Raw genomic sequence first — 14,502 nt, 5'->3', positions numbered from 1 at the left:
ACATATGAAGAGAATTACGTTTAACTATTTCAATATTTTACTTTTATCAGTCCTCCTTATCTCGGTTGTATCTTGTAAAAGTGACGATGATGATTTTTCTTTTAATGGTCTTGATGGATCTTATTCTGTTGACCGTTTTAAAGTATTGAGTATCCCGACAAATGTTTCAGGAAATTTTACCTGGAGTATTAATGATTCTATTATTTCACAAAGCTCAGAGCTGGAATTTATCAGTTCAAAAGCCAATACGTATCCTTTAACATTAAAAATTGATGTGAATGGAAGTGTAAAAACGTATAATTCTAAAATAGTTGTTAATCACGAGACGGGAACTTACAGCAAATATATTTCTAATGTATTTGATTTTCGTCCTGCGGTAGGACAGTTTATGAACGAAATTCCAGAATATGCTCCAGGGAATACAGCGGCTGATATGATTCAGAGAGCCAGAGAATCTTTGGTAGGAGGCAATTCTACAATGATTAGCCTTGGAGGATATGGAGGATATGTTGTTTTTGGTTTTGATCATACCGTTCCAAACATGAACGGAAGAGATTTTAAAATTCTTGGAAATGCTTTCTTTGCGAGTGATGCTAATGATTCTCGTTCAGGATCTTGTGAACCGGGAATTATTATGGTTGCCTATGACAGAAATAAAAACGGAAAGCCGGATGATAATGAATGGTACGAAATAGCAGGAAGCGAGTACTTTAAAAATACAACGGTTAAAAATTTCAATATAACCTATTTTAAACCCAATGAAAATAAGCCTCCCGTTCCCGGAAGTGAGTTTTGGCAAGCTGATGTAGAATATATCAAATGGCAAGACAATCTTGGGAATAACGGATTTAAAACACGGAATGCCTTCCATTCGCAAAGCTATTATCCTTTGTGGCTTTCGGATAGTTCTTACAGTTTTAGCGGAACAAAGCTTCAGAATAATTTTTATGACCAAAGCGGAACGGGAAATTATTGGGTAGGTAAATCTTATGAATACGGCTACGCAGATAATGCACCGAATACAGATGAAGCTTCCAATATCGATATCTCTTGGGCCGTTGACAGAAACGGAAATTATGTAAAACTTCCCGGGGTAGATTTTGTGAAAGTATATACAGGAACCAATCAGGAAGCAGGTTGGTTGGGTGAAGTCTCTACTGAGGTTGCCGGAGCGTATGATTTACATCTTAAATAAAATTCAACAATACAATACTTTTAAAATTAAATAGAAATGAAAAAGTTTTATCTTTTTACAATGCTTTTGCTGTTTGCATTTTTTACGAATGCACAGGTAAAAGTACAAGGGGTACCCCGAAATGATATTCAGAACCCTAATACCCAAAATCAGACGACTACAACTTTAACGTTTGCTGATGTACAATATTGGGTAGGAACAGGAGCAAACGAAGCTGCTTTTGTGGTACAATGGAATGACAGTAAAAATCCTGATGCATTAGTATGGGGATTCAGATGGGACGGTAATGCTACAGGTGAAGATATGTTGAAAGCCATTGCAAAAGCCGACCATAGATTTTTCTCTTTGTTATACCAGGGAACCCAGTTTGGTTCTGCAGTAGGGGGATTTGGTTTTGATTTAAATGGGGTAAATTCAAATGGTCTTTACAAGGCTGGGAATTTAACCTATCCTTTTTACCCTGTAAATGGAGTTATAAATACAACATCTTATGATTTTGATCAATATACAGGAATAGATGCAGCTGATCACTGGTCTTCAGGATGGACAGTTAATGGATATTGGTCATATTGGACAAAAGACCCTACTGATTCTGATTTTGGATATTCACCAGTAGGAGTAAGTACAAGAGCGCTGGAAAATGGTTCTTGGGATGTTTGGAATTTTAATGCATCATTTAATGATTTCCCAATTTCTTCTACCATGACGCCTGTTACCCCTTATGTTTCTTCAACTAATTTCACCAATGGGTATTTTATGGTGAATGAAGATTGGTTTGGCCATACCAATGGTTCTGTGAATTTTATAGATAATAACGGAAATATTAATTACCGTGTTTACAGCAATGCTAATAATAATGAGGCTTTTGGAGCAACCACTCAATTTGGAACAATTTACGGAGATAAATTCTACTTCATTTCAAAGCAAGCTGCTGATGGTGGAGATCATCAATATACGCCAGGAGGAAGATTAGTTGTTGCGAATGCTCAGACAATGCAGAAAATTGCAGGATTTAATGCCATTGGAGGAGGAGATGGAAGATCTTTTCTTGGGGTGAATGAACACAAAGGATATATCGGTGCATCAAACGGTATCTTCAAATTTGATATTGATAATATGCAGGTTGGAACAGTTATTCCAACAACAGGTGGCGGAAGTTCAAGTGCCGGACAAATAGGAACGATGATTCGTACTTCTCAATATGTTTTTGCAATAAAACAAGCTGCGGGGGTATTGGTAATCAATCCAACTACAGATACGGTTATTAGTACGATTGCAGGATCTTTCAATTCAATTGTTCAGGCGAAAGATGGAAGTATTTGGGCAATTCAAAATCAGAAATTAGTAAATATTCATCCCACAACTTTTGTAACTACAAGTTATGATATTCCTACGACGAAATATTTGGGAGCTTGGGGAGCTTGGAACGCCGGAAGTTTTACTGCAAGTAATAAAAACAATACTTTGTATTGGCTTAACTCTGTTGATTCTTTTAATTCAGGTGCTCAAATTGTGAAGTTTGATGTTACTACAAAAACGTTCAATGAAAGCTTTGCTTTACTTCCGGGACAAACCGGAACCTATAAGCAAATTCCTTACGGAGCTGCATTGCGTGTAAATCCAAATACAGATGAATTGATATTAAATACTACAGAAAGTGGTTACGGTGCTCATTACCAAAAGAATTGGATTCATACGTATAATAATACAGGAACGTTAACCAATACAAAAACTCTAAATGATTATTATTGGTTCCCTTCAGTAGCAGTTTTCCCAGATATGACAAATCCTGTTGTAAGCAATACATTCCCTTCTCAGGTGTCTGTGAATATGGCAACTACAATTGATTTGAAGACCGTAATTTCTGATGGAGATAATTTATCATCAGCTATTGTTAAGTCTGTTAAATCTAACAGTAATACGGCTATACTTTCTGCTATGATTAATCTTGATGATGAATTAGTTCTTACCCCTCAAGGGTCAGGAACTGCAGATATCGTTTTAAGTTTTAATTCAAATGGTAAAGTGGTTGAAAAAATGCTTACCGTAAATACCACGACTTCTACTTTAGCGACTGCTGAGGTTAAAAAAATACAATTAGGTATTTATCCGAATCCTACATCTGATGTTTTGAATATTAAAACTCAGGAGAAAATTGTAAGTGCCGTAATCTTTGATCTTTCTGGAAAGATGATCAATGCTCCAATCAATAATGGGCAGATTAATGTAAGTACACTTACAAAAGGAATGTACATCCTAAAAGTGGTGACTGACAAAGCGGTTTATCAACAGAAATTTATTAAGAATTAATTTTCTAAATAATAATTTATAATTAGATAGAGGCCTCTATCATTATGGTGGAGGCTTTTTAATTGTCTGATATACAATGAGTATTGTTTTGTTTCGATTTATTTTTTAAATTGCATAGTATTCTATTTACCAAATCTTAAATCACTTTTTTATGGAAAAAACCAAATCCGGCTTTCAAGAGAAATCTCCTTCTATGGACAAAATATTGGTCATAAAGATGACCATGTTTCTCTGCTATTCATAGTATGAATATGTTTGGCGGACAAGGATTTGATGAGCGAGGAAGAGAAATGAAGATGGGAGGCGGAAATAGAGGAGAAGGCGGTAGAGGAAGAAGGTAAAATAAATTTAAACAATATTTGATTCTCTAGTTGATATAAACCCCTTTGCTATTGCAGTAAAGGGGTTTTTTATATGGATGATAATTTATAATTATTTTGCTTTTTTAGTTCCTCGAATATTAGGTAAAAATGCGGTGATAATACCCATTAAGGGTAAGAATGCACAGATTTTAAAGACGTATTCAATACTGGTGTCGTCAGCAACTGCCCCTAATACAGCGGAACCTATTCCTCCCATTCCGAACATAAATCCGAAAAATAAACCGGCTACCAAACCAATTTTATCAGGCATCAGATCTGTTGCGTATACTAAGATGGCAGAAAATGCTGAGGCAATAATTAACCCGATTAAAACAGCAAATACAATCGTCCAAACCAATGAAAGATAAGGAAGACACAACGTAAACGGTGCGGCTCCTAAAATAGATATCCAAATAATTTTCTTTCTGCCATATTTATCTCCCAATTTCCCTCCCAAAATGGTTCCTACTGCAACGGCTGCAAGAAACATAAATAAATATAACTGAGAATCCTGTACAGAAACATGAAATTTATCGATCAGGAAAAAAGTGAAATAATTCGTCATTGATGCCAGATAAATGTACTTTGAAAATACCAAAGCCAACAAAATACTAACAGAGAATAATACCTTTTTTCTTGACAGTTGAATATTGATTACCACATCAGAATGCTTGGATGCTTTTTGAATAGATAATCTTTCAGCGTACCAGTTTCCGATTCTCCATAGCAGGATGATCCCAATAAATGCAGCAATAGCGAACAATCCTACATATCCCTGACCCAATGGAAGAACAATTAATGCTACCAATAATGGCCCAATGGCACTTCCCGAATTTCCTCCTACCTGAAAAATAGATTGGGCAAGCCCTTTCTGTCCACCAGAGGCAAGTTGAGCAACTCTGGAAGCTTCAGGATGAAAAACCGATGATCCCATACCGATTAATGCCACCGAGATCAGAATCATATAATACTCATGAGCTGAGGCCAAAAGGAGTAGGCCTGCCATTGATAATCCCATTCCGATGGCCAACGATCTTGGATTTGGTTTCTTATCGGTATAAATTCCTACAAACGGCTGTAGTATAGATGCCGTAAGTTGAAATACCAATGTAATAATACCAATTTGCGCAAAAGATAGTGTAAACTCTCCTTTTAGAATGGGGTATAATGAAGGGATGGTAGATTGGATCAGGTCATTTAAAAAATGGGAAAAACTGATCATAAATAAAATAGGATAAACAATTTTATTGGGGTCAATTGTTTTTGTTTGTACTTCTTCCATAGAATTGTAATTTGAAAATTCATCTTATCATCTGATGAATTTGATTGTTATTTTACTTAGCTTTATTATTTTTAAAATAAATTTTCAACAATTTTTTGAGCAATAATGGCTGCTTGCTGTGGATCTCTTTTTTCTATGCTTTTATAAAGATCGGCATGTATATTTTGTGAGATCTTAAAAGAGTCTGTGTTATTGTTATTATTGATTTCAAAAGTTTTTAGAATATTCTTACTTGCTACTTTATAAATTTCTTTTAAAAGCGTATTACCACAAGCTTCAGCTATGGCTACGTGAAAATTTAAATCTGCCAGATAGCATTCCTGTGCTTGATTTTCTTCAGCAAATTTACCTCTGAGGTCTAAATAATGCTTAATAGTTTCTAAATCTTTTTTCGTACGATTCATTGCTGCTTTTGCCGCAATCTTTGAATCCAGAAGAGATCGCACTTCAAGAACTTCCTCAATTTCTGCTTTACTAATTTGAGTTTCTAAAGATTCCTGAATGTTTTTAGATACCACAAATGTTCCCACACCTTGTTGTACGCTTAAGATACCATTAATAGATAATATTTTTATCGCCTCACGGATACTGGAGCGTCCAACCCCATACATTTTCATGAGTTCAGGTTCAGTCGGCAGTTTCTCACCAATAGAATAATGATCATTAGTGATCTCTTCAATAAGTCTTTCTGCTACTTCTTGGGCTAATGTTTTTCTTTGAATATGCGACATATCATCTTATCATCTGACGAATGCAAAGGTAAAGCTTTTTATTAATTTTCTTTGAAAAAGTAAAAGAAAAAAGCCGTCTCTTATATTGAGACGGCCATTTTTCATCAGTTTTGTATGTGTTTTTTGTGTTTATTTTTAAAGTTTTACCTTACAAAAGCGTTGGCCATTCCGCCATCTACATTAATCGTGTTGCCTGTACTTTTGTTTAAAATACCAACACATGCAAAAACTCCTTTCGCAATGTCTTCAGGTAAAATGATTTCGTGTAATAAATTTCGTTTAGCATAATGCATCGGAAGTTCTTCCACAGTAATTCCATAAGCTTTGGCACGACCTTCTGCCCATTCGCCTTCCCAGATTTTACTTCCCACAATCACACCGTCCGGGTTTACGGTATTTACTCTTATTTTATCAGGACCAAGTTCGGCGGCTAATAAACGGGTCATGTGTTGTTGGGCAGCTTTTGCTGTTCCATAACCTACGTTGTTAGGTCCGGCTACTAATCCGTTTTTACTGGCAATATGTACGATATCACCTCCTAACCCTTGTTTTCTTAAAATTTTAACGCCCTGCTGAGCCATTAAGAACTGTCCTTTTACCAAAACATTTGCCAATAAATCCCATTCTTTAATCGTGGTTTCTTCCAATGGTTTTGAAATGGCCAATCCTGCAGAATGTACAATAATATCTACACCACCAAAAGCAAGGCTCGCCTGTTTGAAAGCATTAATAATATCTTCTTCTTTAGTCACGTCACAAGGGACAGCAATAGCTTGATCTTTTTTATAAGTCTTCAAGGCAGTTTCTAGGGTGGGTTCACTTAAATCGGTAAGGACAACAACGGCTCCTTCTGAAACAAGCTTATCTGCAATAGCTTTACCAATACCTCCGCCGGCACCTGTTATAATTGCTACTTTTCGGGATAAAGGCTGCTCTTTCGGCATTCTTTGTAATTTGGCTTCTTCCAGTAACCAATATTCTATATCAAAGGCTTCCTGTCTTGGTAATGATGTATAAGCTGTAATCGCTTCTGCACCACGCATGACATTGATGGCATTGATGTAAAACTCGCTGGCGACTCTCGTCGTTTGTTTATCTTTTGAAAAGCTAAACATTCCCACTCCCGGATAAATAATGATCACAGGATTTGGATCTCTCATTGCAGGACTATTAGGATGTTTACACGATTCGTAATAGTGCTTGTACTCCTCACGATATTGTTCAAAGGCGGGTTTTAATTTTTCCAGAACAGATGAGGTGTCTTCTAAATTTTCATCTGTTGTTAAATGTAAAACTAAAGGCTGAATTTTAGTCCGTAAAAAGTGGTCCGGACAAGAAGTTCCCATAGGAGCAAGCCTTTCAAGATCATTGCTGTTGATGAATTCAAGAACAACATCCGTATCGGTAAAATGACCAATCATTCTGTTTTCTGTAGAAGCCAATCCGCGAAGCAACGGCATTAGGGTAGCTGCCTTTTGTAGGCGTTCTTCTTTGGGTAAACTCTCTATTTTTTTTCCTCCAAAAACGATTCCTTTTTCTTTAATCTTAGCATCAATATATTGAGAGGCTTTTTCAATAACTTCTAAACTGTTGATATAACATTCGTAAGAAGTATCTCCCCAGGTAAATAAACCATGGCTTCCTAATACAATTCCTCTAATTCCAGGATTTTCGATAAGGCATTTTTCTAATTGTAAACCGAGATCAAAGCCCGGACGCTGCCAAGGAACCCAGCCCATCGTATCTCCCCAGATTTCTTTGGTTACTTTTTCACTGTCTTTAGCGGCAGCTATGGCAATTAAAGCATCAGGATGCAAATGATCAATATGTTTAAAAGGCAATAAGCCATGTAGTGGTGTATCTATAGAAGGCGCTTTGCTATTAAGATCATAGATGCAGTGGTTGAAAAGATCTACCATTCGGTCTTCATCATTCAACCCTTGATATACTTTTTTAAGATCACGAAGTCTTTCGGTATACAAACCTGCGATTCCGCTTCTGGTGAGAGTACCGATATCACCACCGGAACCTTTCACCCACATTACTTCTACTTCAGCATTGGTAAGAGGATCTTTTTCTATGGTTTTGCAAGAAGTATTCCCTCCACCATAATTGGTAATACGGAGATCTTCTCCTAATATATTAGATCTGTAAAGAAATAAAGCTACCTGGTCATCGCCTAATTCAGCAGCTTTTGTATCATTCCAGAGATCATTGACATGTTGAAATTTTTTTTCCATTTTATTGATGTATTAAACTATGAATTTCTTACACTTGTTTTTCAAAAATAAGATAATAGAAGAAGGAAAGTATCCTGTACTGTGCTGTATAATAATAGGATATATTTTTAATGATTAAAGGCTAAAAAAACTATCTTTGAAAAATTAGCTCCCAAAATATACCCACAAATGCAAATTGATGTTAACGAAAATTCCAGTATTCCGAAGTATCGACAAATCGTTGATTCTATTATTAATAATATTATCAAAGGCCATACAAAATCAGGTGACAGGCTGCCTTCCATCAATGTGATGAGTGAAGATTATTATCTTTCCCGAGACACAGTTGAAAAAGCGTATAAAGTTCTTCGTGAAAGAAAAATCATAGAATCTATTAAAGGGAAAGGCTATTATATCACAGATATTATTCCTGATCAAAAAGTGAATATTTTATTCATGATTAATAAACCGAGTGGATATAAAATGGAAATCTATGATGCTTTTGTTAATGAAATTGGGGGCAAAGGTCACGTTTCTATGTTTCTGTATTATTGTGATGAAACATTATTTATCAATGAGCTCGAAAAGAAAATGGGTGCGTTTGATTATTATGTAGTCATGCTTCATTTTCGGGATGAAAATTCCAAGCACATCAGTTTTACCGAGAAAGTACTTCATACACTCAATAAAATTTCTAAAGACCGGGTGATTCTTATCGATAATTATAAATCTCCATTAAATGAAGGCTACGGTTGTATTTATCAGGATTTTGAAAAAGATATTTCAGAATCATTAACCGAAGCACTTGAAAAATTGAAGAAATATGAAAAGCTGGTATTGGTATATCCCTCAAAAGTGCATTATCCGTATCCGAGAAGAATTGCCCGTGGTTTTACTTCCTTCTGCATGCAAAATCATTTTAATTATGAAGTCATTGAAGAAATTTATGATGATATGGAACTGGACAAAAAGTACGCCTACATCATTTTGAGAGAAAAAGATCTGGTAAGCCTGGTAAGACAGGTTCGTGGAAAAAATCTTCAGTTAGGAAAAGACATTGGGATCATTTCTTATAATGAAACGCCATTGAAAGACCTATTAGGAATCACTGTTATCAGTACAGATTTTAAAGCAATGGGAGGCACGGCAGGATATATGGTTTTGAAAAATAAAAGAGAATCTGTAAAAAATGTTTTTAAATACATAGAACGAGATTCTCTTTAGATATTGCGATGAGGTTTATGGTAATAACCTTTCCGGAAATTTGTCAATGCGATCTATAGAAAGCTGTTGCATGATCTGATATAGGTGGGTTTTAAACATATTTATCGTATGCTCGCCACCTTCATCTCCTAACGCTCCTACGCCATACATAAAAGGTCTGCCCATAAAATTAAATTCTGAGCCAACCGCATGAGCCCGAGCCAAATCTACTCCTGAGCGCATGCCGCCATCCAGCATTATTTTTATCTTAGAAGAATAAGACGGATTAGAAGCTAGTTTTATTAAAGAGCGGATGGATGATTCCCCAGCATCAATCTGCCTTCCGCCATGGTTGGAGACGATAATACCATCAACGCCTATTTTAATACATTCTTCTATATCTTCTTGTGTGGTAATTCCTTTTAAAACCAATGGACCTTTCCAAATATCCCGGATAGCTTTTACTTTTTCGGCATCTACTTTTCCTGTGAAAGTTCGGTTCATAAATTGCCCCAATTGGGACATGTCCATCCCTTTTTCCATATAAGGTTTTAGTACGCCGAAGTTGGGAATACCATATTGTAACGTTTTCAAACTCCAGGTTGGATGACTAAAAGCCTGAAATATATTTTCAATATTCATTTTCGGAGGCATAGAAAGGCCACTTTTGATCTCTTTGTAACGAAGTCCGAAAGCCGGAACATCTACCAAAACAACTAAAACAGGACATTCCACCGCTTTCAGACGATCAAGAATATCATCCCGCAACCGATTTTCTGTAGGGTGATACAGCTGAAACCAAAAGGTACCTTCAGAAGCTTTGGCTATATTTTCTATTCCCGCTGTAGAAACAGTACTCAAGGTATAAGGAATCTTGAGTTTTGCAGAGGCTTTGGCTAAAATTTCCGGAGCGTTGGGCCACATCAATCCTTGTAATCCGATGGGAGAAATTCCAAAAGGTGCCGCATATTTTTGTCCAAATATTTCAACCGACATATCAATTTCGTCTATTTTTTTGAGATAATAAGGCTTCAATAAAATATCATCGAAATCGGTTTCGTTTCGGGAAAGGTTCAATCCTTCATTAGCGCCTCCTTCTAGATAGTCAAACGCAAATTTTGGAATTCTTGTTTTCGCTTTTTTACGGAGATCTTCTACGGATGGATATTTTGAATTGTAAGGGAAAATTAATTTCTTACTCATTGGCTGTAAATTTCATTTAAAATAATAAAAATTGGGGTTTTAGTAATCTGTTTGTATTATAAACTTTTTCAAACTTTTATTTTCAAAATAGCTAACTAAAAGCTTTTATACCTTTTGTGGTAGAATTTTAAAAGGTTCCAAATTCAATACAATTAGTTAAATCGTCATTTTGAACTCAAAAGGAAAAACTTTCCGAATTCCAAGATCAATGGTATTGCTTGAATAGCTTTGTTCATTTTTAAGCGCATTTCTTGTAATTAAAGCCGCACCCAAAGCAGTAGCATTATCAATTTCAGAAGTGTAAATTGTTTTATCCGGAAATTCTGTGGCCAATAATCTGGTGTACAATTCATTTCTTGAAAACCCACCGGTAATATAAATCGCGGAAGAATCATTGTCACCACTTATTATTTCTATTCTTTCTTTGGCGAGTTTTATTAAATCAATATTTAATTGATGATAGGCTTCTTCAAAACTATCAAACTGTTCCAGATCTGAAATACATTCGTCTGCATTCTCAGAAACACCATTGGGAAAAAATACATTGACTTTATTCTTAGCTAATAAGTCTTCAAAAATTGATGGAGCTGCCTTTACAAACTGATAATGGTCTTTCGTTTTTTGAAAATATTCAGATAGTTTCTCTGCAATTTTTTTATGAATATGTCCCATAAATAAGCGGGAAGATTTTACTTGTTTTTGCTGAACAGATAAAAAGCATAACGTATCTTTTTTAAGTTGATCGGAGGTTAGTTTTTCTTCATTAAAAGGATTCATAAAAATACTCCAGGTTCCCGTAGAGATCAAGATGAATTTTTCTGAATGATCTATTAAATAAGGAATTAAGGAAGCTGAACTGTCATGAAATCCGGTACCAATTAAGGTTGGTTTATCATTCAATATAACAGTGAAAAAATCAAAATTTGAGGTAGGTGCTACCAAGTTGATATTCTCATCTGAAACCCAACGGTGATAGGTATTATTATCAAAATCCCAAAGCGCAGTATGGCAACCAATCGACGTATATTCTGAGGCGATCTTTTTTGTGAAAAGATAACTTAGATACTGAGGGAAGTGTAATATATTTTTCACTTTAGCATAGACTTCAGATTTTTTATTTTTCAACCAAAGTATCTGTAAACCGGAATTAAGCATTCCCAATTTAGGAGAAGCGGTTTTTCGAAGAAACTCTTTAGAATCTCCATATCTTTCATAAAAGTTGTCTAAAGTATCTTCAGGTAAAGGTTTCAGATAGTTGTATAAAGGGGTAACTCGGTTTCCATTTTCATCAAGATAAACAAGCGTAGCTCCATACGTGGTAAAATTAATGGCGATGATTTCATAGATCAAACTTAAACTTTTTGTAATGCTTATGATCCAGGTTTCAATGGCAGAAATATCATCACAGGGAAAACCTTCCTCATCCGTTATTTCTTCAAAAGGCTGCTCTTGAAGCTGAATGAGTTTAAGATCTTCATTAAAGAGAAGTAATTTCTTGTTGGTTTTCCCAATATCAAATATGGCGATGACTTTCTTCATAATTATTTACATCAAAATTTCAGAAGAAGCTCTGTTGCTGAGAACAATGGTTTCATAATTCTCTATTTCATTGATATAGTTTTCACCCACAGCAACATTATTAATCAGGCAGTAATAATCGTAAACCGCTCCAAATGGTTTTGTTTTTAATAATTCTAACCAAGCAAGGCGTTGGAAATTCTTGCCATGTTCTTCAAACTCTTTAAGTTTTTCCACAGGCTCCAGGAAAGCGAAGAGAAAAGCAATCTGCACCGCTCGGATTCCCGTTACGTAAGCTCCAATTCTGTTGATGCTTGCATCAAAATAATCTAACCCTACATTTACTTTTTTCATTGCATTCGCACGAACAATTTCTTGAGCAATGAGTTGTATTTCATCATTAAAAGTAACCACGTGGTCACTGTCCCAACGGACAGGTCTTGTGACGTGCAATAATATTTCATCTAAAAACTGAAGGACAGAAGATATTTTATCACCGGTTTGCTCTGTCGGATGAAAATGACCGTTATCTAAACAGATCATTTTATTATTTTTTACCGCATAGGCCAAATAAAATTCGTTGGAACCTACCGTCATTGATTCTGCACCGATTCCGAAAAGCTTACTTTCTACAGCATCTTTTAAATATTCTTTTGGATATTCTTCTGCAAAAATTTCATCTAATGATTTTTTTAATAAGGCTCTGTGCGTATTTCTGTCGATGGGAGTATCTTTTGATCCATCAGGAATCCAGATGTTGTTGATGACGGGGGTTCCTAATTGTTTTCCCATTTCTGCAGCGATTTTACGGCAGCATTTTACATGCTCTACCCAAAACTGTCTTATATTTTCATCTTTACTGGAAAGTGTGAACCCTGTATTTGCATTAGGATGGGAAAAGCAGGTAGGATTAAAATCCAATCCGATTTCATTTTTTTTTGCCCAATCTATCCAACTTTGGAAATGTTTGATCTCAATTTCGTTACGATCTACTTTTTCATTATTGAAATCTCCATAAATAGCGTGCAGATTAAAACGGTGTTTTCCGGGAAGAAGACGTAAAACTTCTTCGATATCCTGGCGAAGTTCCTCAATCGTGGTTGCTTTTCCCGGATAATTTCCGGTTACCTGAATTCCACCACCTGTAAGTTCAGCATCCGGACTTTCAAAACCTGCCACATCATCTCCCTGCCAACAATGTAAACTTATGTGTAGGTCCTTCATTTGTTCTATAGCGTAGTCTGTATCGATTCCTAGCTCGGCATAATTCTTTTTTGCTAAGGCGTATGCTTCTTTTATACTTTCTGTATTCATCATTTATATTTTATTTTTATTTTAAAGAGGTTCCGTATCCTACGATCGCTATGGCAACAAGTAAAGTTGCGATGCTGCCAATCATTGTATTACGGGCTTTTGGTTGTACACCTTCCCATTCTTTCAATATATATCCCCAAATGTTAGCGACTAAAATATAGGAACACATATGTAATATCCAGCTGCTGGCACCATTTCCCATTTTACTTTCTCCCATTCCGTAAAAGAAAAACTGTAAAAACCACATCGTTCCTGCGATGGCACTAAATATATAATTTTTAAAGAGAGGTTTGGTGGGTTCTGTATAATCTGAATAACTTTTTTCTTTTAAAGCAATATAAATACACGATAAAAAATTGGTGGTGAAGCCTCCCCAAAGGATGACGACAAAAATAATATTATTTTGCATTAATGGATTTACGCCTGCTTTTACCATTTCTTCGGCTAAAGGTTTTCCGGCATCTATCCCATAATTAAAACAGGCACTTAAAACACCGGATATCAATCCTAAGATTAATCCTGTTTTCAAATTAAATTCTTTACCTGAGTTGGAAGAAACTTCTTTCTTACCTTTTTCTTTCAACATTCCTGCTCTTCCTGATAACGTTATCCCAATGAGACAAATGAATATTCCTAAAAGAATAATCTGTCCGCCTGTGGATGAAAGCAATCCTGAAAAGGTATCTTTTCCTTCTTTCGGATAAAAATCGTAAAAGATTGCCGGTAATAAAGATCCAAATGATAAGGTGATTCCTAAAATAAAAGAATTACCCAATGACATTCCCAGATAGCGAATTCCTAGTCCATAGGTTAGTCCTCCAATTCCCCATAAAAACCCAAATAGGAAAGTGTAGGGAAGTACCTCTGTATGCGTGAAAATTACATGCATAAATTCTGGATAAGAAAACCATGCTGCTATAAACGGAACAATGATCCAAGAGAAAAGTCCGCCAACCATCCAGTAGGTTTCCCATTTCCATCCCTTCACTTTTTTATAAGGCATATAAAAACTTCCTGCAGCAATTCCGCCAATCACATGATAAATAATTCCTAATAATGCTTGCATACCCTTAACGATGTTTATATAAATTATACTTTGTCTTCATCATTTTTACTTTTCCTAAATTAGGAGAAGCTGAGTAAGGTGGCGTCCTGTACTATCCTG

At 35.7% G+C, this 14,502-nt stretch carries 10 protein-coding genes; 3 read left to right on the top strand and 7 right to left on the bottom strand.

Going from position 1 to position 14,502, the window contains the following annotated elements:
* Window positions 1–4 precede the first annotated feature (4 nt).
* A complete protein-coding gene (locus AMQ68_RS18575) occupies window positions 5–1,195 on the top strand; it encodes a hypothetical protein (protein ID WP_054512095.1) in 1,191 nt (396 codons plus the stop codon).
* Between the two features lie 36 nt (window positions 1,196–1,231).
* Window positions 1,232–3,505, top strand: coding sequence for a DUF5074 domain-containing protein (locus tag AMQ68_RS18570; protein ID WP_054512094.1), 2,274 nt, complete (start codon window positions 1,232–1,234; stop codon window positions 3,503–3,505).
* Between the two features lie 432 nt (window positions 3,506–3,937).
* On the opposite strand, the gene AMQ68_RS18565 is transcribed toward AMQ68_RS18570, so the two are convergent.
* From AMQ68_RS18565 to AMQ68_RS18555, 3 genes are all read right to left on the bottom strand, one after another.
* On the bottom strand, window positions 3,938–5,149 hold the full coding sequence (locus AMQ68_RS18565; RefSeq protein WP_054512093.1) for an MFS transporter: 1,212 nt from the start codon (window positions 5,147–5,149) through the stop codon (window positions 3,938–3,940).
* Window positions 5,150–5,220: 71 nt separating this feature from the next.
* The gene (locus tag AMQ68_RS18560; RefSeq protein WP_054512092.1) at window positions 5,221–5,880 is read right to left on the bottom strand and encodes a FadR/GntR family transcriptional regulator; all 660 of its coding nucleotides are present in this window, start codon (window positions 5,878–5,880) and stop codon (window positions 5,221–5,223) included.
* A 143-nt stretch (window positions 5,881–6,023) separates the two neighbouring features.
* Window positions 6,024–8,120 (bottom strand): bifunctional rhamnulose-1-phosphate aldolase/short-chain dehydrogenase, encoded by a 2,097-nt coding sequence (locus AMQ68_RS18555; RefSeq protein WP_054512091.1) that lies wholly within the window; start codon window positions 8,118–8,120, stop codon window positions 6,024–6,026.
* A 168-nt stretch (window positions 8,121–8,288) separates the two neighbouring features.
* Between AMQ68_RS18555 and AMQ68_RS18550 the strand changes: the two genes are divergently transcribed.
* Entirely contained in the window at window positions 8,289–9,323 is a 1,035-nt protein-coding gene (locus tag AMQ68_RS18550) for a GntR family transcriptional regulator (protein ID WP_054512090.1), read from the top strand.
* 15 nt (window positions 9,324–9,338) lie between these two features.
* Here AMQ68_RS18550 and AMQ68_RS18545 read toward each other — a convergent pair whose 3' ends face one another.
* The 4 genes from AMQ68_RS18545 to rhaT form a co-directional block, all read right to left on the bottom strand.
* Window positions 9,339–10,505, bottom strand: a complete 1,167-nt coding sequence (locus AMQ68_RS18545) for an alpha-hydroxy acid oxidase (RefSeq protein WP_054512089.1) — start codon at window positions 10,503–10,505, stop codon at window positions 9,339–9,341.
* 156 nt (window positions 10,506–10,661) lie between these two features.
* The gene (locus AMQ68_RS18540) at window positions 10,662–12,044 is read right to left on the bottom strand and encodes an FGGY-family carbohydrate kinase (protein ID WP_054512088.1); all 1,383 of its coding nucleotides are present in this window, start codon (window positions 12,042–12,044) and stop codon (window positions 10,662–10,664) included.
* Between the two features lie 6 nt (window positions 12,045–12,050).
* On the bottom strand, window positions 12,051–13,340 hold the full coding sequence (locus AMQ68_RS18535) for an L-rhamnose isomerase (protein ID WP_241775176.1): 1,290 nt from the start codon (window positions 13,338–13,340) through the stop codon (window positions 12,051–12,053).
* 13 nt (window positions 13,341–13,353) lie between these two features.
* The gene (gene rhaT / locus AMQ68_RS18530) at window positions 13,354–14,403 is read right to left on the bottom strand and encodes an L-rhamnose/proton symporter RhaT (RefSeq protein WP_054512087.1); all 1,050 of its coding nucleotides are present in this window, start codon (window positions 14,401–14,403) and stop codon (window positions 13,354–13,356) included.
* Between the last annotated feature and the right edge of the window lie 99 nt (window positions 14,404–14,502).

This window comes from Chryseobacterium sp. ERMR1:04 (assembly GCF_001297705.1).
Classification (GTDB): Bacteria; Bacteroidota; Bacteroidia; order Flavobacteriales; family Weeksellaceae; genus Chryseobacterium.
This window is presented reverse-complemented; position numbering and strand designations above follow the sequence as displayed.